The sequence below is a fragment of the Pseudovibrio sp. Ad37 genome (assembly GCF_001623075.1).
Classification (GTDB): Bacteria; Pseudomonadota; Alphaproteobacteria; order Rhizobiales; family Stappiaceae; genus Pseudovibrio.
In genome coordinates, this window is record NZ_LMCF01000215.1 from 14,507 (window position 1) to 37,749 (window position 23,243).

A 23,243-nucleotide genomic window follows, 5' to 3' on the forward strand; every position below is an offset into this window, starting at 1 on the left:
TTCACCGCATCCGCAGTTTCTCGTAAAACTTGTTTTTTGAAAGATTAGAGCAGCAAGAAACACCTGTAAGTCACAGGTTCTAGACCTTCTTACTTAAGGACTTTCCACTTGCTTGGGACGGCGCAAGAAATTTGGTCAGGTCCAAAGGTGCACCAGATGGTCGCGCAACTGGTTTTGGCGCAACAAACTGTTGGCTAATTGATTCCTGAACCTCAACACCGGATCGCTTCGTCTCACTCACAGCTTTGGACGCAGTTAATGCTGCCGCTTCATCAGTCCGAAACAGGGACTGAAAAGGAGCCTCATCTTTATCAACCGTCGTCGCACGCCATGCTGTCAGAATACGACTTTCAACGCGATGGCTGTCAATCGGCTTAGTGATCGGCCCCTTACGCACACCAACTGCCAGACGGTCTGAACCAGCAATCGTTTCATTAAAGCGCCCAACCAGGCGGTCATGCACATCACTAACAGTCCGTGCCTGTCCATCCTTGTTGTAAAATACAGCCTTATTGGACCGCGCTTGCAGCGGAAACAGGTCCGCAGCCGGGTGCTCTGGTCGGTCCTGAGCAGCATTCAAAAGCCGTAGACTACCATTCACCCCAAGAAAATGCGCAAGATACAGTTCACCAGCAGACGGATCCCGCCCCAGATTTGAGGAAAGCCCGGAGGCGTTATCTTTCGCCAAAGCACCGGCAACAAGCGAAGAGATATCAGGGTCATAACGCAGATCCAGAAGCTGTTGCTTCAGGTGGTTGTTATCGACGCGGTATTTGCCATTTGCATCAACACGAATGTGCTGCGCATAGTCTTGCAAACCCAATTCTTCGCCATTTTTCTTCAGCGTCTCAAGCCAGGTGGACTCGATGAATTGAAAAAGCCCTGAGGCAGAGGAGGTTTTAGCTTTGGCGTTCGGGTCAAAGGAAGATTCACGGGCAGCCGCTTGCAGCAGAAAGTCAAAAGACGTACCTGTTTTGGAACTGGCCTTTTGAAAAGCCGATTCAATACGCCCTGCAATGGAAGGATCGCCTGCAACCTTCACGAGAATCTGCCCCCTATGATACTATTAGTTAATATCCCTTAATATTAGTTAACAAATAGTTAAATTTTAATTTTACCCTACTGAACTCACTGAGTTATTTGAGTTAAAACAGATTTTTCGCCTATCCTGTTCTCTACGAATTATGCATTACAATTCAATTTCTGATTGGATTCGGAGAAAAGCAATGAACTGCCTGCTGAGCGCGATGGCTTCAACATTCGATAAGACGGAAGAGCTGAAAGCTCTGAGGAATGTATCATTCGCCATCCTGGCAGAAAAGCCCGTCAGCGAGTTCGAGCCTTATGGCCCGCCAAACACTCTGGCAGAGCTGGGCAAACACCACGATCTCTACCTCATGCTGAACGAACCATCAGAGAGCACGATCCTCTCAACGCTCAAGCCCTATGCTCATGTGAAGCCAAGAGGCGTCATTCCAACCTTCATCAAGTCTCGGGCCGATATTGAACGTTTGCACGCAATACTTTCAGTCTTTGAGGCCGAACACGCATTGCAGGATTGCATAATGAAGATCATTCCTGAACTTGGCAGATATCCTGTGGCGTTTCACAACCTCATGAACCTCTCCGACACCAGTCCGCGCCTAACCGCGCTGACATGGAATGAAGAGGCGCTGAAAGAGGCACTGGATGCAAAACAGTCCAGAGATCAAAACAGAAGTTTGCTACCACCATTTCAATATGCACAAACACAATGCCTGTTTGCTGCAAAATCGGCTCATCTGATTGCTCTGGATACGGCACCAATCGCAGCACTCGAGGATCTGGAAAAATCAGTAGCACTCGGCTTTACCGGCATGAACGCAAACACGACTGAAGACGCACAACAGATACAACAGGTATTTTCGAGATAAGAAAAGGGGCGCCTAAGCGCCCGCCATCATGCTTTTTCTGGAAGAACTGGCCGGTCCATCTGAAATACAGAATCAACCACCGAGTAATCCATATAACCCAACCGGGCCAAGGGCTTCATTTTCGCCACATTGAGCATGCCGTTTTCGAGCACACTCTCGTCGATATGCACACCAACAACCTGACCCAGTATAAGCCAGCTGTTGGTCTCATTTCCGTCAATATCGACCAGACGCTGCACATTGACCAGCTTACATTCCAACGCAGTTTTTGCTTCTAAAACACGTGGAGCCTTGATCAATTTGGATGGCTCTGCCGTTAAACCGGAAAGCTCGAACTCATCAACATCAGAACCAACCATTGCAGAGGACAGGTTCATCGCATCTGCGAGTTCCAACGTGGCTTGGTTGCAGACAAACTCGCCAGTTTCTTCAATGTTGCGAACAGAGTCTTTGTAACCGCTGGAACCAATCACAACCATCGGCGGTGTATCACACACCGCATTGAAGAAGCTGTACGGAGCCAAATTGCGCACACCGTCTTTAGAGACGGTAGAAACCCAGCCAATCGGACGAGGCACAACAACAGCCTTGAATGGATTGTGGGGCAATCCATGCGGCTTATTCGCTTCATAAAACATATACTTACCTCAACTCCTACGCATCAACACCGGAAAGAGAACTTTCAAAATATTCAGTCAATCGGGCAACATCAGGCCGAGGGCGCTCACTCGGAACAATGCTAGCGCTTCCGATATGAATGAAGCCTGCAAACCGCTCCCCATCACGAGCGCCAAGATAGGCAGCTGCCTCATCATCAAAAGCATACCACTCAGAGAGCCACTGGCCTGCAAAACCCATTGAAAAGCAGGCATTGAGGAGCGAAACACAAACCGCCCCAACAGCAAGCTCCTGCTCCCAGACCGGAACTTTATGTTCCCGGTTTGGAGAAGACAAAACGCCAATAACCAACGGCGCACGCTTGAATCGCTCCAGCTCCATTGCCTTGGTGTTCTCACCAAGGGAGCCCTGACGTTTTTCTGCAATTTCAGCAAGCTTTAGACCGATAGGATCAGCCTGTGAATTGTCATAGATAATATACCGCCAAGGAGAAATTTTTCCGTGATCTGGAACACGGCAGGCCATTTCAAGAAGCTCTGAAATTTGTGCTTGATTGGGACCAGGATGCACGAGCGTTGCAGCGAGATGGGAGCGACGAGTTTTGAGAAAACTCTTCAGTTCTGGAAGGTCTTTAGTTTCCACGGTCTCGATTCTTTTCAGGATTTCAACGATTAAAGCTACGCAATAGTCCTATACAGAATATCAACTGTGTCAATTAAAGGATGGTCTTGCCCCATTCTTGCCACATTGACTACCAATCCCCAACCCACTTAGTAAAAATTTATAAAACACTTCCAAATCACAGTTTGTCACTGTAATCTGATTTCACTCGATCGGGTGTCGGTTTTGTATTTACTGTCGCACACGGGTAACACTTTCTGAAGTAGTAGCGAGAGCACACGTGAAGTTAGAGCGGATATCGACGTTCAGCAAAGCGCTACAACGCGCAGCAACCGCCACAGCATTTTGTGCTGGATTGGCCTTGCTTGGAAACGCCGCTCAGGCTGCAGGTCCTATTCCTGTTTCCAAACCTGCTTTGCCATTCTCTAAAGAAGTGCTGGACTTGGGCGCAAAGCCAGACAAGACCATCGCACCTCCTATCAGCTATGATCCGCTCAGCGGTTATCAGGGACAATCCCTTGCACCAACAATGGGTACGAGCTTTTTGCCGTATGCTCCCCCATCTGTAGGCGCAGAGCAGGCACCTGTCGGCGCACAGCCTGTCCTTTATCTGGTAGCAAAGCTGGCTGAGGGAACACCAAACCTCACACGCGGCTTGAAATGGCGTGTCTACTCTTCAAAAGAAAATGATGACGGATCTTTGACTATGGTTGCGTCCTCTCAAGATCAGGACGCAGAATTCCGCCTCGATCCGGGTACTTACCTCGTTCACACCTCTTTTGGCAAAGTCACTGCAACCACTCGCTATGAACTTAAAAGCGGTGTGAAGACAGGAACAATCATCCTGAATGCAGGTGGCATTCGTCTGGACGCTGCTCTGGGTAATGATCAACAGATGCCACGCAAAGATGTGCGCTTTAACATCTACGATATGACTTACGACACCACGGGCAACCGCGGTCTCATTGCATCTGGCATCAAGCCGGGCGAGCTGGTTCCAGTGAGCGCAGGCACCTACCATATTGAAAGCCGCTACGGCGATGTCAACGCTGTCGTACGCGCAGATATTCACGTTCAGGCAGGCAAGCTGACCGAAGCAACCCTTTACCATCAGGCAGGCAACATCACGCTGAAACTGGTAAGCGTCAAGAACAAAACATCTTTGGCCAACACGTCTTGGACGATCCTCTCTCCAGGCGGCGACACCGTTGCAAGCGGCAATGGCGCATTCCTTGACCTCACCCTAGCAGCCGGAACCTATACGGTTATGGCGCGCAACAATGGTGAGATGTATCGCGAAGAGTTCACGGTCAATCCAAGCGTAAACAATGTGGAAGTGGAAGTGCTTGCAGAAAACCCTCTGTAAGGCTTGCACAAGATTAAGAATGACCAAGGCGCCTCACTCGGCGCCTTTTTTATTGGTTTACGCACACGTTAAGGAGGAGGCCCTACGGGAGAAAAAAGGTTTCCGCCCTTGGCGTCTCAACACAATCCCGCAAACTCATAACAGTTTGCCTGAAGTTCATCCATCATTTCTCTCTGGCTCTCGCATCCCTCTAAAACCTCAAAGGAAATAGGAGAGCCAATCCGCGCAAGAATGGTTTGTCCCAGAATGCTCTTAAATTCGCGGATGAGAAGCGACAATCGTAAACTCAGGGAAAAGCGACTGACCATGTGGAACAATGCCGAGTTCTGCCCCTCAAAATAAACTGGCAACACCGTTGCTCGCGCATTTCGAATGAGCTTGGCACTTAACGTCTTCCAAGGAAGCTCCTCAGCCCTGCCAAACGGCTTAGCAGCTGTAGCAACTCCACCTCCTGGAAAGATCACAATCACCAGCCCTTCCCGTAGCAGTCTAAGGGCTTCCTGCCGTGTTTTCAAGTTGGTCCGCAAGGCTTCTTCGGTTTCTTCAAAATCTACCGGTAAGGCAAAATGCCTGATCTCAGGCACCTTCACCAGCTCGTTATTGATCAGCACGCGATAAGGACGGTTCAGCTGCTCAGCAAGTGAAAGGATCGCAATGCCACTGCAATACCGTAGGGATGGTTTGCAATCAGCACCAAAGGCTTTCCATCTAGATCAGAGGGCGGCCAGTCGTGTCCAGAACATTCCACACACAGGTCAATCTGATCCAGCAGATCTCGCCAAAGCGCTCGATCAGAAACTGAGAAGCCTGTTCGCCAGCCCTCATAAAGGTTCAGCAGCGCTCGTCTGCCAGAAAGACCTTCAATGCCGCGAATAAGCCACCGCTTCAATAAAGGATGATTATTATTGGCATAGCTCAAATCGGCGTAGTTCACGACATCCTCACTTCACATAACTCATTTTCATCTGAGCGGGTTTTGTAAGCTTTCGCAAACTTACGTGAAGTTTAGGCGACAGTGAGGCCAAAAAGAAAAAGGCTGGCAACAGAAACCTGCAGCCAGCCTTCAAAATTTCACTCAGTCGAAAAGATCAGGAAGCCTGCTCTTTCAGGTCTGGAGCTGCTGCTTCATCAGTAAGGCTTGCCACCGCCTCATCCAATGTCATTGATGTTTGATTACGCGAACCAAGACGACGGATGCTCACTGTCTTCTCTTCTGCTTCACGCTTACCAACTGCAATAATCACTGGGATCTTGGCATGAGAATGCTCACGAACTTTGTAGTTGATCTTCTCATTACGAAGATCCAGCTCACCGCGCAAACCAGCTTTTTTCAGCGCCGCATGCACTTCTTTTGCATAATCATCTGCATCAGAGGTGATTGCTGCCACAACGAAGTGCTGAGGTGTCAGCCACAACGGGAAATGACCAGCAAAGTTCTCAATGAGGATGCCGAGGAAGCGTTCCAAAGAACCACAGATCGCGCGGTGAATCATCACCGGCTGCTTCTTCTCGCCATCGCTATCGACATAGAACGCACCAAAGCGCTCTGGCAAGGTGAAATCGACCTGAGTGGTACCGCACTGCCATTCACGACCAATAGCATCACGCAAAGTGTACTCAAACTTAGGACCGTAGAACGCACCCTCGCCTTCAAGAATGCCTGTCTTGATCTTGCCGCCAGAGTTCGCTTCGATCTCCTTCAGCACTTCTCCCATCACAGCTTCAGCGTGATCCCAGACTTCATCAGAACCAACACGCTTTTCAGGACGGGTTGAGAGCTTCACAACAATCTCTTCAAACCCGAAGTCCTTGTAGACGGACATAATCAGATCGTTGATCTTGTGGCATTCCGCAGCCATCTGTTCTTCAGTACAGAACACATGCGCATCATCCTGCGTAAACGCGCGAACGCGCATCAGACCATGCAACGCACCGGATGGCTCATAGCGGGAAACCGCACCGAATTCAGCCATACGCAGTGGCAGATCACGATAGGACTTCAGGCCGTGCTTGAAGATCTGGACGTGACCAGGACAGTTCATCGGCTTAATTGCAAAGACGCGGTGGTCTTCGGTCTCAGTCGCAAACATGTTCTCACGGTACCATTCCCAATGACCGGAAGTCTCCCAGAGCGACTTATCCAGAATCTGAGGTGCATTCACTTCCTGATAATCATCAGCAAGACGGCGACGCATGTAGTTGGTCAGGTTCTGGAACAGCTGCCAGCCCTTGTGATGCCAGAAGACAACACCCGGACCTTCCTCCTGGAAGTGGTACAGATCCATTTCGCGGCCAAGTTTACGGTGGTCGCGCTTTTCAGCTTCCTCAAGCATATGGAGGTAAGCTTTCAGGTCTTTCTCATTGGACCATGCAGTACCATAGATGCGGGTCAGCATTTCATTGTTGGAATCGCCGCGCCAGTAAGCACCAGCAACAGTCATCAACTTGAATGCCTGACCGACCTGGCCAGTGGATGCCATATGCGGACCACGGCAAAGATCCAGCCAGTCACCCTGCTTATAGATCTTAACAGTCTGATCTTCAGGAATCGCATCAACAAGCTCAACCTTGTAATCTTCACCCTTGGAAGCAAAGTATTCCTTCGCTTCGTCGCGGCTCCAGATTTCCTTGGTAAACTTCGCATTGCGCTGAATGATCTGCTGCATCTTCTTTTCGATTTTTGGCAGATCTTCAGGTGTGAATGGCGTTTCACGCTTAAAGTCGTAATAAAAACCGTTCTCGATAACAGGGCCGATTGTAACCTGTGTATCAGGCCACAGCTCCTGCACAGCTTCTGCCATCACGTGCGCCGCATCGTGGCGGATCAATTCCAGCGCACGAGGGTCATCGCGAGTAACAAATTCAATCGCAGCACTTGCTGGAATAGGATCAGAAAGATCGCGCAGCTCACCGTCAATCGCGACGGCAACAGCTTTCTTCAAGAGAGATTTAGAAATGCTCCCCGCAACGTCAGCTCCGGTGGAACCAGCGTCATATTCGCGAACGGAATTGTCAGGGAAAGTCAATTGCAGCATATCAAGTCTCCAGCTCACTCCTGCAAACAAGGCAGGTAAGCGGTTTGGTGTTAATCATGGATTGCCTGAATAAACAATTCTTGAAGACGCGTCCAGATGATTTTAAGCGCACCCAACTCTGTTTTCCTCGGGAGAGATCACCTAATCGACAGGTTACACACCTTGAATTACCACTGGTTAGCAAGGGTTTAGCTAGCCTTCCCCCTCCCCACTCCTCATACTGTTTGCAACAACAGGATTCGCAAACTCCATCACAAGGAATGCATGACGCACACTCTACCAGCAACCAGGAGCTGAGCATGACGACGCCAAAGCCAAAGCTCTACTTTGATTTGACCACCTTGAGGCAGAACCGCTCTACCTCATTACAGGCGAATGGCGTCACCAGAACACTCTATGAAACAGCCAGACGCTTTTATAAGGATGACCTTGAAGTCACCTTCATCTGCCATGACGCCCGAACAAACGAATATGTGAGTGTGCAAGCCGATCCTCTGTTTAAAGATGATGACCTTAACCCTGCATATCTGCCCGACTTGCTGGGCGCTCCTGTAAAAACATTCCATCTTGAAAAATACAGGAACCGCAAAATCAAAGGACTATTTCACAGGTTGCGGCATACATTGCGCTCACATGCGGATGAAACCATCGGAGCTTATGATGGAGAAGCGCTTGGAGATCCACTCTCCGACATTGATGCTCCTTTCCTTTCATTAGGAAACCTGGAAGAAGCCCGGCGTTTGACTGAATATGTGAAGAGCCGCGCACCATATGTACCAGTCTATGTCATGATCCATGACATATCTCCTTTGCGTCTCAACGACCCTGAAGAAGACCTCGGCGCAAAACTTTGGCTGGAACATCTAAGGCGAACTGTCACTACAAGACCGCACGTTCTGGCAAACTCTGAGTATACGAGAAGCGATCTGCTGAAATTCCTGGCAGAGCAGAAACTCCCATCCCCTCAGAGCACAAGCGTGGTACATTTGGCTCATGAATTTCAGGAAACAGAGCCGATCTACCCGCTCAGACAACGCCCGGAGAATGGTTTTTTTTTGCTGTTAGGTGACATTAGATACCGAAAAAATGCGAAGCTGGTTTTTGACGCTTACTTGCACATTCTGGAGCACAACGAAGATACCCCGCTGCCACAGCTCATATGCGCAGGCGCAATTCCAAATGGCGCCTTTGCAAGCCTCAACAAAGATCAGCAATATACGGCTATTGGCAAGTACGTGACGATTGTCCAATCGCCCTCGCAAGCCGAGCTCACCGCCCTTTACAAAGAAGCAATTGCGTTGGTGTATCCGAGCTTGTTTGAAGGATACGGCCTGCCCGTCGGCGAAGCTCTTTGGATGGGGACACCTGTGCTTGCCTCAAATGCGACCTCTATTCCAGAAGTTGGTGGTGATCATTGCCGATATTTCGACCCGCACAACGCTGAGGAACTGGCCGCCCTGATCCAATCAACATTAAAAACCAAGGACGCTTTACGCGCAGAACTCCCCTTAAGGGCTGAGCTCCGGCAATGGCAGAATGTTAAAGAGGATATCTGGCAGGCTATTCAAAGCCACAGCACATCACCGGACAAGCGATCATCCGGCTCAGAGAGCATCCCACAAAAACTGGAAGAGACTTAATTCGGCTTAGCTTGATCGCGTTCGAAGATCTTTACCAGCTGGAAATACTCACAAACCAACTTCATATCTTGAGCAAAGACACCGTTCCGCTCAAAATATTCACGATGCGCGTCCTGCCAAAATTCAAGGCTAAGATCGCCTTCACCTTCCAGCACAGCCCAAATTTCATCAATCTCGTCGAACTGGCGCACATCAACAGTAACCATCTCAATGACGCAAGCGGCTTGCCCCTTACCATCAAGAATAACGAACTGATCACCCGGCTGAGGAAGCGGCTCCCCTTCTTTCTCATAGGAAAGCAGATCGCCACAGGTAGCCGTCTTTGTTCCATTCAGAACAAGCTCAAGCAAGCTGTCAGCAAGGTCAGGGCTGTCGCCAAAAGCATAACTTGGGAGGTCTTCAAAACCTTCAATAGACATGCATCTCTACCGTAACAAACTGATTTTATGAAAGAAAGATGGTGGAGGAGGTTGGATTCGAACCAACGTAGGCATAGCCAGCGGATTTACAGTCCGCCCCCTTTAGCCACTCGGGCACTCCTCCGTCGCATTGGCCAAGTTGGCCGCGCCGTGTGAGGACGGGTTATCTTCATTTGAGCCCCTCTTGTCAACGCTCCTTTGAAATTTGGGTTAGGAAAACATAGGAAAAAACGTTTTTGGCCCTCAATCTGTGAACAACACGCCTCTAGGCAGCTCTCACATAGGCATAATCACGTATTCCGCACACAAAAATTTCATGAATTTCAACACCGGCAGATAGCTTTTCATTAAGCCAAGAACCCGGAACCACTGCAAGTTGCTGGACGCAACTCTACATTAAGCCATTATCTTCAAACGAAATTATGAGTTTCTGTATTGGAGTGCACACCACACTGATCATCCAAAGGTATTCAAATGAGCAGGCACTGGCTTTTCACATATCTTGTCGTCATGGGGTTTGCGCTCACGTCTGGAGCGCGTCCTGCTCACGCTCAGATATCTATTGAACCCTCTCTTGGAACCTCTGGAACTGTCGAACCAGAACCAGATAATGCAGAAGAAGACCCATCCATGATGAGCGGTATGCCGGAATACCAAATGAGCAATCCGCACGACATGCCGGCACCATCCGAACCGACGACTGATCCAACCGCTACTGACAATGAGCAAAGCGAGAATGACAAAGGAAGTTTTTGGTCGCAGTTCTTTCAGTAGCCTTTGAACTCAATCAAACAGCGGCAAGAATGAAAACAGGATAACCCAATGAAACCCTTAGCAATCCTGAGCGCAAGCGCAGTCTTGTTCATTCATTCATCTGGTCTGGTCGCAGTTGCACAGGTTACGGGAGATGGCCCGCCCGTCCCAACCAGCAAAAGCCTCCAAAGCGACATCCACACACTCGCAGAAACTGGAAGTGGCGCTTCCGCTGCAAAAGCCGCCGAGCAATGGTTAGGGAAATCATTGAATTTCGCCTGGACTATTACAAAGGAAGGCGCAGAGGCAATTGAAGAGAAGTTCACGACCTTCATCTGCAACAGTGAAGCACTCGCCTGGAACACCACCTCCAAACTTGGCAAGAGCAAAGGATCTGCAACCTATACCGTGCAGCAGATCACACCGGAAATTACTCAAATCTCTTGGAAGGATAATCCGCAGGAATCCAATCTCGGGTGGGTTTGGACATTAGATGCTGCCAGCGGAAAAGCATACGGTGTTGTTATCAACTCACAGCCCTATGAAAACCTCTCCATTGAAGGAGAGTTCGCGGTTTTGCCAGTCCTCACTGAAGAAGAGAAAAACGAGTTCACCTGCCCTTAGCAACAGGAACGGTTTCTAGTCCGGCAGATCAAAGCGCGTCTTGGGGTCAATATGGTGTCCAGTCCAGTGCCCATAGCGCCAGGGCAGATACCATCTGGAATGCTCGGGCAGACTTGCAGGCACAGGATCATACCCGCTGGCTCCATATGGGTTACAACGGATGATCCGTGATAACCCAATCCAACCACCACGCCAAAAGCCGAAACGCACCATCGCCTCAGCTGTATAATGTGAGCAGGAAGGCTGATAACGGCACGCACGCCCGAGTATCAACGACAAACTGTGTTGGTAAATCCAAATAAGCCCGATCCCAACCCGCGCCATCAGGCTGGCAGGCCTCACTTTGGGGAGCGGTTCGGGCTTACACATTTCAGTTGGCCTTAAACAACGGTAGCTTCAACATCATCAAGCGCTTTCACCAGGGCTTCAAACGCAAGCATGGTGGACGCATGACGCGCTTTATAATCGCGCACCGGTTCAAGGAAGGACAGATCAGCAAAACGACCATTCGGCGGTGGTCCACTTTCCTTCAACATCGCATGGAGCTGCGCATAAGCCTCCCGAATTTCAGAGGGTGAAGCCCCAATAACATGTTGGCCTAATATAGAGGCTGATGCTTGCCCAAGCGCGCACGCTTTCACGTCCTGCGCAAATGAGGTTATTAGACCATCGGCTACACAAACCTCAACGCTCACCGTCGAACCACAAAGCCGCGAGTGTGCTTTTGCCTGAGCTTGCGGGGCATCGAGATGTCCCAACAAAGGGATATTCCCTGCAAACTCAAGGATCTTAGTATTGTAAATGTCGTCCAACATGCAAAACTCTGGCTACTATTCTGACACTCGCTTTATAACTTAAAGCGACCTTGGATCACTCAGTAGTAAGGGAAGACCCTTTCCTAACCAAGACATCTATCTTATATAGGTGGTGCTGCCGAGACCTTGCTAGAGGTCAAAAGCGGAATATCGCAATCTAGCACACATTACCTAGAAGAAACCATAGGTGCCAATTTATTGGCTGTCTAAACGGGTTGTCGTAGTTTATACCCTGCGCCATACTCGCATCTCCTAAGGTAAGCTATAGATTTGCGTATGACAATGGGAAGAGCCTGACTGAAAACAGGCCGACAAAAATAGTTGTTGCGCAGGAACCTATGGCGGGTTCAGTGTTTTTTTAAGAGAAGTATGTCTTAAATTACACTCATCGACTGCGTATTGTTGGAGACATAATATGGACGCTGTTTTGAGACCGGTTACAGAGACCGATCCCACGGCTACAGAAGACAACAAGCTCCCCAACCGCCCTAGCCGGGCTGAAGCTGAGGCTGCTGCACGCGTACTTCTTCAATGGATCGGTGATGACACCGAACGTGAAGGACTGCTGGATACACCAAAACGCGTGGTAAAAGCCTACGAAGATCTCTTCTCTGGATACAAAGAAGATCCTCGCGAGCACTTGGAACGAACCTTCGAAGAAGTCGGCGGGTACAATGATATTGTGCTGCTGAAAGATATCTCTTTCACTTCTTTCTGTGAGCATCATGTGCTGCCGTTCACCGGAAAAGCGCATATCGCTTATTATCCAGATCATGCTGTGGTCGGCCTGTCCAAGATCGCACGTGTTGTAGAAATTTACGCACGTCGCCTTCAGACACAGGAACATCTGACCGTTCAGATCGCAACGGCATTGGAAAAGTATCTGGCTCCACGTGGCGTCGCCGTCATGATTGAGGCAGAACACCAGTGCATGTCCATGCGTGGCATTCAAAAACAGGGTGTATCAACCCTCACCAACCGGTTCTCCGGTGTTTTTGAAGATAACGCATCTGAGCAGGTACGCTTTATGACAATGGTCCGTTCGTAAGCTCGGGCCATTCATCACAAAATTCGAGCATTTCATGTCGACGAATATTAAAGCCGACGGCTTCGCGCCGCGTGCTGACAAGAAAACAATTGAGCTGGGCGATGAGCTCTGCCCAAAATTTGATGATAACGGCCTGATCGCAGCTGCAGTCACAGATTTCGAGAGCGGTGAGCTACTCATGGTGGGCTATATGAACACTGAGAGCCTGCGTCGCACCATTGAAACTGGCGAGGCTTGGTACTGGAGTCGCTCCAGACAGGAATACTGGAATAAGGGCGGCACCTCTGGCCAGGTACAGGAAGTCATTGAAATCCGGACAGATTGCGATCAGGACGCCATATGGCTGCGTGTCAAAGTTCATGGAAATGGAGCAACATGCCACGTTGGCTATCGTTCCTGTTTCTTCCGCAAAGTGAACTCAAATGACACAGATGATGTTTGGCTGGAGAAGACGGAAGTCGCTCCGGTATATGACCCCCAAGAAGTTTACGGGAAAAAACAGTAGGTTTCGCTGTGCCCCGATTCAGTCTTTTTATAGGTTTAAATAGCATAGTTACCCCAAGGTAATTTTGATTATTCAACCGTTGAAAGACAGTCGGGGAGATAGCAGTGCTGCAAAATCTACCTCTGTGGCCAAACAGCAAACAGTCTGTAGAAGAAGAACCTGAGACACCACCCACCACACCTGAGCCAGAGATCACACCAGGTATCGGATTGGCTCTGGGCGGTGGTGCGGCTCGTGGTTGGGCGCATATTGGCGTACTCAAAGCCCTTTCAGAAGCAGGCATTCAGCCGGACTTTATAGCTGGCACGTCCATTGGCGCTGTTGTCGGCGGCTGTTATCTCTGTGGCAAGCTGGACCGACTCGAAGAGTGGGTTGTGTCGCTTTCTCGCCGCCGGGTCTTCAGCATGGTCGACCTTTCCTTCGGCGGTTCCGGCCTTATCTCAGGCAAAAAAGTCCTTTCCTTGTTCGAAGACCATTTCGGTGGAATCATGATCGAGGATCTGGATCGACCATTTGCAGCCGTTGCGACGGAGCTGGGCACGGGACACGAAATCTGGTTGAAGAAGGGTCCACTCACACAAGCTATGCGGTGTTCCACCTCCCTCCCCGGCGTGTTCGAGCCGGTCGCATATGGTGGCCGCTGGCTGGTGGATGGCGCGTTGGTCAATCCAATCCCGGTTTCCGTCTGCCGTGCGATGGGCGCACGAGCTGTGATCGCGGTCAACCTCAACTCCGACACATTCGGTCGAGGCTCTACGGTTGTCCATGAACTGCCCCCAATCCCGAAAGATATGATTCCAGAGATTGATAGCAAGTTACAGAAAGATCCGGGCGGGGCAATCAAACGAGTGCTGCGACGCCAAATATTCGGCGGGAAGCCAAAAGGATTGCCGGGCATCTCCGGCGTAATGATGGACAGCTACAACATCATTCAGGATAGAATTGGACGCTCACGTCTTGCAGGTGATCCACCAGACAACATTCTGACACTACGCCTTTCACACCTGGGTCTGTTCGACTTCCATCGTGGTGAAGAGGCAATTCGCGTCGGGTATGAAACCACTTGCCGTGCGCTTCCAGAACTCCATCAACTGGCAGAAGTACAGCCTTGACGCAGTGCTCTGAACACCGATGCCAACAACAATGATTTGATGGGAACTAGCTAGGATTGGAACTGCTGTGCCCTAAAAGCACAGCAGCTAAAGCACAGATCATACGGCCTGAATGTAACTCCGCATGTCGTCCGCTTCACGCTCAACCTGAGCGATACGGAACTTCACGATATCACCGATTGAGACCAATCCGATAAGCTTACCGTCTTCCACGACTGGCATATGCCGGAACCGCCCTTCAGTCATACGCGCCATGACACCGTTCACGGAATCCATCTCGTTACAGACGGCAACCTCTTTGGTCATGTAATCGCTGACAGGCTGTGCAAGCGCGTCAGTACCTTCCATCGAAATTGCCTGAACCACATCACGCTCCGACACGATCCCAACAATCACACCCGGCTTATCACACAACACAATTGCACCTACGCGGCGACCACAAAGGCTTGCGCAAATCTCGCTTAAACTACGTGTACTCGGCTCCGTAAAAACGTCTCGCCCTTTGCCGTTCAATATGGCAGCAACTGTCATGGCGACCTCCTCGTTTGTTTATGTCATCCTTCTTTCTCAGAGAAAAAAGAGGAAGAGAACAAATCTAACCCTACGGCATCATGACACAAAAAAACAATGCTTGCCTAGTCACCAACTTAGGTGCTGTTAACATATGTAGTTAGCTAACTATTAAACCCCTCACTTCAACGCGGTTTAATCGGATCCAATAGTGGGAATAGGATCAAACCAGCGACAAATCCACCTACGTGAGCTTGCCAAGCAATACTAACGCCCTCACCCGCAATTGGCGCAGACCACATACCAAACAGGAAGTTCAAGCCAAACCAAACCAGAATAAAGGTAAGGACACGGCGATCGCTCAACGCCTCCATCAAAGGTCGAGCAGGCACAGAATAGGCTGCATTATCATGCCGCCGAAACGAGCTCATCGGACCACCAGCTTCAAAGATAAAGCGTAAGGAAGCTGCCATCTGTCCTGAGACCGCCGCCGAGGCACCGATCACTGGGATACTCTGCCCCCAGTTTGTAGCAAGGTGAGCTCCTGCGCCAGCAACAGCGCAAACAGCCGAGAGCAGCAGAAAACGGGTCGCACCAAAACGTCGTGCAACAGCACTCCCGAACACTGCCATCCAAAGCACATTGAAACCTACATGCTGCACGCTACCATGCAAAAACCCGTAGGTCAGAAAACTCCAGATCGCCGACACGGTTTCTCCTGGCCAAGAATATTCAGCCATAAAACCACTAAGATATCGGACAGGCCAGAACGCAAACAAAAGCAGCGTCTGCAAATCTGCATTGGGCGTCAACACATAGGCACGAACCAGATGTATCCCAATAAAGATCAGAGACAGCCCAACAACCACGGTTGGCAGATTGAACATCGGCTCCCGCGCTGGTCTCTGAAGGTCGGGGCCGTGAGGTGCCAGATGGTCTTCATTGGATTGGTTCATTTTATTACAGATCCAAAATTATTGTCCCATTTTGAACTAAGACAACTTGGCACACTTCGCAAGGCTTGCCGCAAAATGTGAGGATCAAATGAAAACAATAAACCGCCAGCACTCCCCCAAGCGCTGACGGTTTATCGGAGCTTCTCCCCGTTAGGCGTTTGATTTCCCGACTTTTTATCAACACACGAAATGCTGAAAACTAAGGTTTACCGCCAACAATAGCTCAATTCTTAGGGCCTCAAGGGTTCAGGCGAGGCAACTGCAACCAAGATTATACAAGCCGCCCAACAGCACAACTTAAACTCTTTGTTAAAGTTAATATTTTATTAAATTTTTATGATATTTCTAACTTGGCACGCTCCATGCTTATTCCCCACCATAGACCAGCGGATAGTTAAAGTTGTCCATAAAAAGGACACTGACCCCAATGGGAAAACCCAATAAGCGGACTGGGGAAGGCGGGAATATGAAGCACGGCGCATCACGGATACTCTTCGAATACTGGGACGAAATTCGGGCTGAGCGACCAGCTCCCGACCGTGGCGATATTCAACCTTCCGCAATCAAAAGTGTTTTGGGTGATACGTTCATTCTGGAACTGGCACAGCAGAACAATTTTAGGTTCCGTCTTGCAGGGACACGATTGTGTTCCCTGTTCTGCCGTGAACTGAAAGGCCGTAGTTTTCTTGACGGTTGGGATGAGAAAGACCAGCAAGCCGTCACAGCCATGCTCTCCGCCATAACACAGGATGGCGCTGCAGCCGTGATCAGCTTCACGGGCACAACTGAAATGGGCCAGTCAGTAGATCTGGAACTCCTGCTCCTACCGATCCGCGTTCAGGGTGAAGGTTGTACGCGTATTCTTGGCTGTATGGCACCACTCAAGCGTCCATTCTGGCTCGGTGTTCAGGCAATCTCCAAGCAAAAAGTCAACAGCCTGAGGTTGATCTGGCCAGATGAAGACGCACCTCTCTTCAGTGACGAAAATGACTGCGTCCCACATTTTGGAACCCCAACGCATCGCGCTGTTAGCTCAATGGAACCAAGAGTTAGCCGTGGAACTCACTTGCAACGATCAGCAGTACCAAAAGCTGTCGAAATTCCAAACAGCCGACAGGTAGGACACCTGCGAGTTGTTGATGGAGGCAAAATATAAACCTGTAGTCCGCACCACAGTTACCATTCTGTTAACCTTGTTTTCCTAGGGTGTCACCCAAGTTTCTTACTAGTCAATAATTGCGTATTCGGGATTCCTAGGAAAATGGCAGGGCGCATAGCGACCAACAGAATTGCTGCACTAGCAGCAAAGGCACCTGACAGACGCCGTTTTTCTCGCGTTGAAATCAACGTGCTGGGCCGCTTCATGCTGGAAAACCGGCGTGAGTATCCCTGCCAGGTCGTCAATATGTCTCCTGGTGGCGCCGCCTTTATCTCTCCGGTAATGGGTGAAGTTGGCGAGCGCGTGGTCGCTTATCTTGATCACATTGGTCGCGTTGAAGGAAAGATCGTCCGCGAGATTGATGGCGGCTTTGCAATGACGCTCAATGCCAGTGCACGTAAGCGCGACAAGCTGGCTTCCGTCCTGACTTGGCTGGCAAACAAAGACGAGCTTAATCTGCCAGAAGATCGCAGATTTGACCGCTTCACTCCAAAGAACCCGATTACGAAGATCATTTTGCCGGACGGCAGAGAATACGCCTGCCGCATTGTGGATGTCTCTCTCTCTGGCGCAGCACTCAAGACAGATGTACGCCCAGCACTTGGAACACCAATCACGCTTGGTAAGATGCGTGCACGGATCATTCGCCACTTTGAAGAAGGTGTCGCAGTCGAATTCGCCACCGTCCAGAATAAGGAACTGCTGGAGCACCATATCTCCAACGCTGAAAAGCGCTAAGCTCAGCCAGACCGATTCCCGTCTTATCAACGGTTAAGCCTCAGCTTTTCGATAAATTTATAAAAAAATATTCGCAGTGAGAATTACATGCAACAGACACAGCTTCGCATCTCAGCTCTCTAATTAACTGTAATTAAACCATAAAACTTTCGTTAGGTCTCATCAGAAACTCCAGATTCCTGCGGAGTCTTAGAGTGATTACAATTTGAATTAATATTGATTCTCATTTTCTGAAACATTAATTTAATTAATATTCAATCTTGACTTAAATACTGATTAATTTTGACTAAATACTGACTTTAAAGATTATAACCAAATAAAAGTGCGCGAAGGAAAGTAGAGCCTGCCATGATTGGAGGGCGCTACTTGTGTTTGAGTATAAGCTGTTCGCGAAAAGTGTTTTGGGAGTCGCATTGGGCGGGCTAATCAGCCTGTCTCACGCTCATGCCGAGCAAGTTCCAGGACGCTTTATGCCGGTTATCGGACAAGCCAGTGCCCCCGTTGGTCATATTGAATTTTGTCAAAACTACCCGCAACAGTGCCGCTACGGTACCAACACGCCGTTGGTTGTCCGCTTGACCAAAGAGCGCTGGCAGGAATTGCTGGATGTAAACGCCTCAATCAACACACAAGTTCGCCCGCTAACAGACGAGCAACTGTTCGGAGTGCCTGAATACTGGACATACCCGCAAGGTGCTGGTGATTGCGAAGAGTACGTTCTGGAAAAACAGCGGCAACTCATTGCTTTGGGCTGGCCGCCAAGCTCCCTGCTCATAACGGTCGTGAAAGACCTGAGTAACGGCGGGCACGCTGTCTTAAGCGTGCGCACTGATCAGGGAGATCTCATTCTCGACAATCAGATCTCTTCAATCTTGCCTTGGTATTCAACCCCATACCGCTATGTGAAACGCCAGTCCGCTCGCCATGCTTCTGCCTGGTCTGCTATTTCGGATAAACGCGTCACCACCGTTGCAAGTATTCCAGAATAAAGCTGCCAAGGTCTTGGCAAACAACAAAGCCGCGGAAAATGCCGCGGCTTGTTTTGTTTTCAAAAATCGTGATGGCTTCAGAGTTCAACCAGCTGCTCTTTAAAGCGCTGTGCATTCATCACGTAGCCATCTGCTGAGCGGATAAGCATGGCCTGTGCTTCATCATCCAACTCACGAACCACCTTCCCCGGCATTCCCACAACCAGAGAACCATCTGGAATAACCTTGCCTTCAGGAACCAGTGCATTGGCGCCGATAATACAGCCCTTACCAATTTTAGCACCGTTCAGGATTGTCGCGCCCATTCCAATAAGCGAGCCTTCCCCCACAGTGCATCCATGCAAAATCGCCTTGTGACCAACCGTACAGTTTGCCCCAACAATCAGCGGATACCCCAAATCTGTATGAAGAACCGATCCGTCTTGAATGTTGGACCGCGCACCAATATGGATAAGCTCATTGTCACCGCGCAAAACAGCGCCAAACCAAATATTCGCTTCTTCATCCAGCTGCACATGCCCAATCAGACTTGCACATGGCGCGACCCAGTAGTTTCCATTTTCAGGAACATTAGGGCTTCTGTCTCCAAGCTTATAAAAAGGCACAAGGTTCTCCTAGATTGCACAAATCAAATCCCGCGCAATCTAGCATATGGCTTGCTCAAAGTGCCAAGAGAAAACTCAAAACAAACGTACCGGAAAGAATGCTCCACATAGCGGTGAGCCCTCCCGCGGCGGCCAGCATCTTGGGGCTAAATGACTCCCGATAATAACCCTGGATCGCATTGCGCATAAATATAAAAGGACCAGCAACAAGCCATAACCCGACGACAATAAGCCAGGACAACGGCCCTTTCATCTCAGCAAAAAATCGCGGGGGCTCCCCAGTCACCAAGTGATAGAAGCTACCCAGAATTCCTGCAGTCACAAAACCAGAAGCCGCTATAAACGCGGCCAACAACAAATCGCCCAGCATGCACTTCCCCCATTCTCAGCTGGCTCAATCCAGCTCAAACGCGTTACTGTGCAGTTGAAAGCAATTCCTATGCCGCGTGCTATCCTCGAGTTAACCTCCTGTTAATATTTACATATGAAATCCGCATAGGAAATTAAGGCAGGAGAACAAACTCCATCCCGTTTCAATTCAGGACGCCCACAGCCTTCAAGAGTCTCATTTTGATGCAAAAAGGGCCCCAAAACGGAGCCCTTCAAATCAATCAGATTTTGCGTGAAGCCTTAGAGGCCTTCCACGTCAATATCAAGGATAGCCATCTGGAAGTTCCAGCTCAGTTCGCCATCTTCCTCGTCGCGGAAGATAACGCCAAGAAACTCATCCTTGATATAAACTTCTGCGGAATCATCTTTACGAGGACGCGCACGCACTTCAAGTTCTGGCGACTTGAAAGTATTGCGCATGTAGGTTTGCACCTTACGAATTTCATCAGGCTTCACAGCCGTCTCCTTACCAATTTCACTTCAAACTTGGGGCACAAACTATACAAGTTTATCGTCCTGCCAACCCTAGGAAACTAGCTTATCCTTGTTTGTTTTGCGAGGAAAGTCCTTGACCTTGACCGATCATTTGATCCATGGCACGAGCCGGCTGGTCGCAACCAGCTTCACCCACAACCTTGGCAGGAACACCCGCCACAGTCGTGCACGGATCAACGTCTTTAAGAACCACAGATCCTGCTGCAACACGTGAGCAATGGCCAATTTCCAGATTGCCTAGAACTTTAGCACCTGCACCAATCAGCACGCCCTGACGGATCTTCGGATGACGGTCGCCAGAGACCTTGCCCGTACCACCAAGTGTCACACCTTGCAGAATAGAGACATCGTCTTCAATCACAGCAGTTCCGCCAACCACAATGCCGGTACCGTGGTCAAAGAAAACGCCACGCCCGATTGGAACCTGAGGATGAATATCCATCTGGAACACTTCAGAGCAACGGCTTTGCAGGTAAAGCGCAAAATCCTCTCGCCCCTGCTTCCACAACCAGTTGGCTAACCGGTGTGTCTGCAGCGCATGGAACCCTTTGAAATAAAGCAAAGGTTCCAGGAATCGGTCACAGGCAGGATCACGATCAAAAACAGCACCCAAATCAACACGGAAGGCCTGAACAATATCAGGAGCCTGATCCAGTACATCCAGATAAGTCTGGCGGATAAGAGAAGAAGAGACAACCACATGGCCTAGCCGGTCAGCCACACGATGAACAATCGCTTCCTCTAGAGAAGAGTGGTTCAGCACTGTCTCGTAAACAAAAGACGCAAGTGCTGGCTCAGAGCTGGCCATCGCCTGGGCTTCGGCTTTCACGCGATCCCAAACAGGATCATGCGATGCGAACTCCTTGGGGCTACTTGAAGAAAATTGCACCATGAAAGAGCGTTCCTTTATGGATAGGACCTATTCAACCTTACATAGGTGCAGACTGTCTCGATCCAAGCCCCACCCACTCACTATGAATTATCCGCCTATAGTACATCACGCAGTATTGCCATTAGAGAAAGCGCGTACCAAACCTGCATAGGTAATTAGAAAGTGAGCCTACATTTCTTTCAAAAACCAGAAACTGGTTCTAATTTTAAGCTGCCGCTTGGTACTCTTTTAAAAATGGCATGATCGCAGCAGTGAAAATATCATTCACATCGCCTGCCACCATATGACCAGCTTCTTTCACATCTGTGAATTGTGCATGGGGAACCAATGCGAGAAATTCATCTACATGGCTCTGTTTCACAAGCTCTGATGCCGCTCCACGAACAAGCATACTCGGCACTTTGAGATTAGCCGCCGCCTCCAACAGCTCACTCTGCACCTTGTCTTTCAAATCAGCACGATCAGCGTGATGCATGATAAAGCGAGGGTCCCAGTGCCAGCGATAGCGGCCATTTTCCCGTAAACGCAGGTTTTTCGAAAGGCCATCTAATGTCTTAGGGCGCTTTCGATGCGGAAGATAAGAGGCAATCATATCCGCCGCTTCTTCAACGCTGCCAAACCCGTCCTCGACCTTTTCAGCCATAAACGACAGGATCTTACTCACTCCGCCTTCATCTAGGCGCGGGGTTACGTCAACCAGAATAACGCCAGCCAACACACCTGGACGCAAAGCACCCTCAGCCAGAATAGACGCAAGACCACCTAATGAGGCACCGATCGCAATTGGCTTGAAACCGGTTTCCTCATAGATTTGCGAAGCAGCTGCAGCAACATCTGCGCCGAAGTCAGAAAAGAAGTACTTCTCCCCTTCAACCCACGCACTGTCACCGTGCCCACGCATATCAAGACAGAACGCCTGCATACCTGCATTGGCGATCATCTCAGCAGTCTTGCCCCACGAATGTCTCGTCTGCCCGCCACCATGCATCATCATCACCGGCTGGCCTTTTGAGCCGAACCGGTCTGCAACAATGCGGTTACCATCGGCTCCGATAAATTCGTGGGTGCCTCTATTCATGAAAATTGCTCCAAAAACTCTAATGTGCCTTTTTTAAAAATCTTGTCGCCAACAGCGGTCATATGGTCCCGGTTGGTAATCTCCAAATAACTTGCATTCGGCATAAGATCAGCAAGCGCCTTTGGATCACCGGCCACGTCATCGTTTGTACCAACAGCAACAAGTGTCGGCGCCGTAATCTTAGATACCATATCCTCAGAAATAGGCTTCCGGGCTGACTGCATACACGCAGCAAGCGCACGCCGGTCTGATTTGGTCTGCTCTGCAAAGGCTCTGAAGGCACGACCGGTCCGGTCTTTCACATCAGAGATCTTGTCGGCTAACAGCCCTTCAATGATTGGCTCAGGATTACCAACACCAGAAATCAACCCATACCCCATCCCGCCAAGCGACAGCGAGCGCACCCGGTCCGGTGCTTGCAGCGCACAAAACGCAGAAATGCGGGTGCCCATGGAATAGCCAAGCAAATCCGCCTTATCGATATAGAGATGATCCAGCAGTTTCAGCGCATCTTCGGCCATAACCGGAGCGCCATAATCCTCTGCATTGTAGTACTTGTAGCTTTCACCATGACCACGATTATCAATCGCAATCACACGGCGGCCATCCTTCACCAACAAATCAACCCAGCCAGGATACACCCAGTTGACGAACTTGTTGGATGCGAATCCGTGGATCAGCAGGATCGGGTCGCCCTCTCCTTCATCAAGATAAGCGATAGGGTGATCATTATTATTGAATATTGGCATATTACCTAACGTTTACGTAAAGGAAAACTATGGGGTCATGGGAGGGTAAATGTAAGGGTGGAGAAAGAAAAGGCCAAAGAACTATCAATTTGGACTAGTCCATCAACTATTCACAGAGGCTGAGACAACACCAGTTCCGCGGTAAAACCTCGGTCCTAGGTGAAAAAACGCAGTACAGTTGTGGACCGCATCGATCTCGAGGCAATCAATCAG

28 protein-coding genes and 1 tRNA gene are annotated in these 23,243 nt (G+C 49.7%); 11 read left to right on the plus strand and 18 right to left on the minus strand.

Annotation, left to right across the window (positions count from 1 at the left end):
* Nucleotides 1–79: 79 nt before the first annotated feature.
* Nucleotides 80–1,042 (minus strand): transglycosylase SLT domain-containing protein, encoded by a 963-nt coding sequence (locus PsAD37_RS22295; RefSeq protein ID WP_063297971.1) that lies wholly within the window; start codon nt 1,040–1,042, stop codon nt 80–82.
* 184 nt (nt 1,043–1,226) lie between these two features.
* Here PsAD37_RS22295 and PsAD37_RS22300 point away from each other — a divergent pair, with 184 nt between their 5' ends.
* Entirely contained in the window at nt 1,227–1,913 is a 687-nt protein-coding gene (locus PsAD37_RS22300) for a hypothetical protein (RefSeq protein ID WP_063297972.1), read from the plus strand.
* 26 nt (nt 1,914–1,939) lie between these two features.
* On the opposite strand, the gene PsAD37_RS22305 is transcribed toward PsAD37_RS22300, so the two are convergent.
* Together PsAD37_RS22305 and PsAD37_RS22310 are read right to left on the minus strand one after the other, a co-directional pair.
* Nucleotides 1,940–2,551: a flavin reductase family protein gene (locus PsAD37_RS22305; RefSeq protein ID WP_063297973.1), complete on the minus strand. Its 612-nt coding sequence runs from the start codon at nt 2,549–2,551 to the stop codon at nt 1,940–1,942.
* 16 nt (nt 2,552–2,567) lie between these two features.
* Nucleotides 2,568–3,173, minus strand: coding sequence for a nitroreductase (locus PsAD37_RS22310; RefSeq protein WP_063297974.1), 606 nt, complete (start codon nt 3,171–3,173; stop codon nt 2,568–2,570).
* Between the two features lie 259 nt (nt 3,174–3,432).
* On the opposite strand from PsAD37_RS22310, the gene PsAD37_RS22315 reads away from it, so the two are divergent.
* Nucleotides 3,433–4,518 carry a hypothetical protein gene (locus PsAD37_RS22315; protein ID WP_063297975.1) on the plus strand — a complete coding sequence of 362 codons (1,086 nt, stop codon included), beginning with the start codon at nt 3,433–3,435 and terminating at the stop codon, nt 4,516–4,518.
* A gap of 116 nt (nt 4,519–4,634) precedes the next feature.
* On the opposite strand, the gene PsAD37_RS29545 is transcribed toward PsAD37_RS22315, so the two are convergent.
* The 3 genes from PsAD37_RS29545 to thrS all read right to left on the minus strand — a co-directional run bounded on the left by PsAD37_RS29545 (nt 4,635) and on the right by thrS (nt 7,553).
* A complete protein-coding gene (locus PsAD37_RS29545; protein ID WP_342633596.1) occupies nt 4,635–5,129 on the minus strand; it encodes a 1-acyl-sn-glycerol-3-phosphate acyltransferase in 495 nt (164 codons plus the stop codon).
* 14 nt (nt 5,130–5,143) lie between these two features.
* On the minus strand, nt 5,144–5,452 hold the full coding sequence (locus PsAD37_RS29550) for a GNAT family N-acetyltransferase (protein ID WP_342633597.1): 309 nt from the start codon (nt 5,450–5,452) through the stop codon (nt 5,144–5,146).
* A 154-nt stretch (nt 5,453–5,606) separates the two neighbouring features.
* Nucleotides 5,607–7,553: a threonine--tRNA ligase gene (gene thrS, locus PsAD37_RS22325; protein ID WP_063297976.1), complete on the minus strand. Its 1,947-nt coding sequence runs from the start codon at nt 7,551–7,553 to the stop codon at nt 5,607–5,609.
* 299 nt (nt 7,554–7,852) lie between these two features.
* Here thrS and PsAD37_RS22330 point away from each other — a divergent pair, with 299 nt between their 5' ends.
* Nucleotides 7,853–9,193, plus strand: a complete 1,341-nt coding sequence (locus PsAD37_RS22330; RefSeq protein WP_208992022.1) for a glycosyltransferase family 1 protein — start codon at nt 7,853–7,855, stop codon at nt 9,191–9,193.
* Here the strand turns inward: PsAD37_RS22330 and PsAD37_RS22335 are convergent.
* Both PsAD37_RS22335 and PsAD37_RS22340 read right to left on the minus strand, forming a co-directional pair.
* Nucleotides 9,190–9,612, minus strand: a complete 423-nt coding sequence (locus PsAD37_RS22335; RefSeq protein WP_063297978.1) for an ASCH domain-containing protein — start codon at nt 9,610–9,612, stop codon at nt 9,190–9,192. The two genes, PsAD37_RS22330 and PsAD37_RS22335, sit on opposite strands and share 4 nt — an antisense overlap.
* Nucleotides 9,613–9,651: 39 nt before the next feature.
* Nucleotides 9,652–9,736: transfer RNA gene (locus tag PsAD37_RS22340), tRNA-Tyr, on the minus strand.
* Nucleotides 9,737–10,086: 350 nt separating this feature from the next.
* Between PsAD37_RS22340 and PsAD37_RS22345 the strand changes: the two genes are divergently transcribed.
* Nucleotides 10,087–10,386 (plus strand): hypothetical protein, encoded by a 300-nt coding sequence (locus tag PsAD37_RS22345; protein ID WP_063297979.1) that lies wholly within the window; start codon nt 10,087–10,089, stop codon nt 10,384–10,386.
* A 48-nt stretch (nt 10,387–10,434) separates the two neighbouring features.
* Nucleotides 10,435–10,989, plus strand: a complete 555-nt coding sequence (locus PsAD37_RS22350; protein ID WP_063292718.1) for a hypothetical protein — start codon at nt 10,435–10,437, stop codon at nt 10,987–10,989.
* A 15-nt stretch (nt 10,990–11,004) separates the two neighbouring features.
* Here PsAD37_RS22350 and yidD read toward each other — a convergent pair whose 3' ends face one another.
* Nucleotides 11,005–11,358: a membrane protein insertion efficiency factor YidD gene (gene yidD / locus PsAD37_RS27920; protein ID WP_082827031.1), complete on the minus strand. Its 354-nt coding sequence runs from the start codon at nt 11,356–11,358 to the stop codon at nt 11,005–11,007.
* Between the two features lie 11 nt (nt 11,359–11,369).
* Complete coding sequence (locus PsAD37_RS22355) at nt 11,370–11,804, minus strand: iron-sulfur cluster assembly scaffold protein (protein ID WP_063297980.1); 435 nt, start codon at nt 11,802–11,804, stop codon at nt 11,370–11,372.
* Between the two features lie 415 nt (nt 11,805–12,219).
* Here PsAD37_RS22355 and folE point away from each other — a divergent pair, with 415 nt between their 5' ends.
* The 3 genes from folE to PsAD37_RS22370 all read left to right on the plus strand — a co-directional run bounded on the left by folE (nt 12,220) and on the right by PsAD37_RS22370 (nt 14,469).
* Nucleotides 12,220–12,852 (plus strand): GTP cyclohydrolase I FolE, encoded by a 633-nt coding sequence (gene folE / locus PsAD37_RS22360; protein ID WP_063297981.1) that lies wholly within the window; start codon nt 12,220–12,222, stop codon nt 12,850–12,852.
* A gap of 34 nt (nt 12,853–12,886) precedes the next feature.
* Nucleotides 12,887–13,357 carry a phosphoribosyl-AMP cyclohydrolase gene (gene hisI, locus PsAD37_RS22365; RefSeq protein WP_063297982.1) on the plus strand — a complete coding sequence of 157 codons (471 nt, stop codon included), beginning with the start codon at nt 12,887–12,889 and terminating at the stop codon, nt 13,355–13,357.
* 98 nt (nt 13,358–13,455) lie between these two features.
* On the plus strand, nt 13,456–14,469 hold the full coding sequence (locus PsAD37_RS22370) for a patatin-like phospholipase family protein (protein ID WP_063297983.1): 1,014 nt from the start codon (nt 13,456–13,458) through the stop codon (nt 14,467–14,469).
* 99 nt (nt 14,470–14,568) lie between these two features.
* On the opposite strand, the gene PsAD37_RS22375 is transcribed toward PsAD37_RS22370, so the two are convergent.
* Both PsAD37_RS22375 and PsAD37_RS22380 read right to left on the minus strand, forming a co-directional pair.
* Nucleotides 14,569–15,000 carry a CBS domain-containing protein gene (locus PsAD37_RS22375; protein ID WP_063297984.1) on the minus strand — a complete coding sequence of 144 codons (432 nt, stop codon included), beginning with the start codon at nt 14,998–15,000 and terminating at the stop codon, nt 14,569–14,571.
* Nucleotides 15,001–15,164: 164 nt separating this feature from the next.
* Nucleotides 15,165–15,935, minus strand: a complete 771-nt coding sequence (locus PsAD37_RS22380; RefSeq protein ID WP_063297985.1) for a rhomboid family intramembrane serine protease — start codon at nt 15,933–15,935, stop codon at nt 15,165–15,167.
* Between the two features lie 427 nt (nt 15,936–16,362).
* On the opposite strand from PsAD37_RS22380, the gene PsAD37_RS22385 reads away from it, so the two are divergent.
* From PsAD37_RS22385 to PsAD37_RS22395, 3 genes are all read left to right on the plus strand, one after another.
* Nucleotides 16,363–17,091: a PAS domain-containing protein gene (locus PsAD37_RS22385; protein ID WP_208992023.1), complete on the plus strand. Its 729-nt coding sequence runs from the start codon at nt 16,363–16,365 to the stop codon at nt 17,089–17,091.
* Nucleotides 17,092–17,196: 105 nt separating this feature from the next.
* Nucleotides 17,197–17,832 carry a PilZ domain-containing protein gene (locus tag PsAD37_RS22390; RefSeq protein WP_063297987.1) on the plus strand — a complete coding sequence of 212 codons (636 nt, stop codon included), beginning with the start codon at nt 17,197–17,199 and terminating at the stop codon, nt 17,830–17,832.
* Between the two features lie 368 nt (nt 17,833–18,200).
* Nucleotides 18,201–18,821, plus strand: coding sequence for a transglutaminase-like cysteine peptidase (locus PsAD37_RS22395; RefSeq protein WP_063297988.1), 621 nt, complete (start codon nt 18,201–18,203; stop codon nt 18,819–18,821).
* Nucleotides 18,822–18,898: 77 nt separating this feature from the next.
* Here the strand turns inward: PsAD37_RS22395 and PsAD37_RS22400 are convergent, their stop codons facing one another.
* The 6 genes from PsAD37_RS22400 to PsAD37_RS22425 all read right to left on the minus strand — a co-directional run bounded on the left by PsAD37_RS22400 (nt 18,899) and on the right by PsAD37_RS22425 (nt 23,030).
* Nucleotides 18,899–19,426 carry a gamma carbonic anhydrase family protein gene (locus PsAD37_RS22400; protein ID WP_063297989.1) on the minus strand — a complete coding sequence of 176 codons (528 nt, stop codon included), beginning with the start codon at nt 19,424–19,426 and terminating at the stop codon, nt 18,899–18,901.
* A 55-nt stretch (nt 19,427–19,481) separates the two neighbouring features.
* Nucleotides 19,482–19,796 carry a hypothetical protein gene (locus PsAD37_RS22405; RefSeq protein ID WP_063289534.1) on the minus strand — a complete coding sequence of 105 codons (315 nt, stop codon included), beginning with the start codon at nt 19,794–19,796 and terminating at the stop codon, nt 19,482–19,484.
* A 260-nt stretch (nt 19,797–20,056) separates the two neighbouring features.
* Nucleotides 20,057–20,272 (minus strand): DUF3126 family protein, encoded by a 216-nt coding sequence (locus tag PsAD37_RS22410; protein WP_063289535.1) that lies wholly within the window; start codon nt 20,270–20,272, stop codon nt 20,057–20,059.
* Between the two features lie 82 nt (nt 20,273–20,354).
* The gene (gene cysE / locus PsAD37_RS22415) at nt 20,355–21,203 is read right to left on the minus strand and encodes a serine O-acetyltransferase (RefSeq protein WP_063289536.1); all 849 of its coding nucleotides are present in this window, start codon (nt 21,201–21,203) and stop codon (nt 20,355–20,357) included.
* 205 nt (nt 21,204–21,408) lie between these two features.
* The gene (locus PsAD37_RS22420; protein WP_063297990.1) at nt 21,409–22,281 is read right to left on the minus strand and encodes an alpha/beta fold hydrolase; all 873 of its coding nucleotides are present in this window, start codon (nt 22,279–22,281) and stop codon (nt 21,409–21,411) included.
* Entirely contained in the window at nt 22,278–23,030 is a 753-nt protein-coding gene (locus tag PsAD37_RS22425; protein ID WP_063297991.1) for an alpha/beta fold hydrolase, read from the minus strand. The genes PsAD37_RS22420 and PsAD37_RS22425 overlap by 4 nt, the downstream gene beginning before the upstream one ends.
* Nucleotides 23,031–23,243 lie beyond the last annotated feature (213 nt).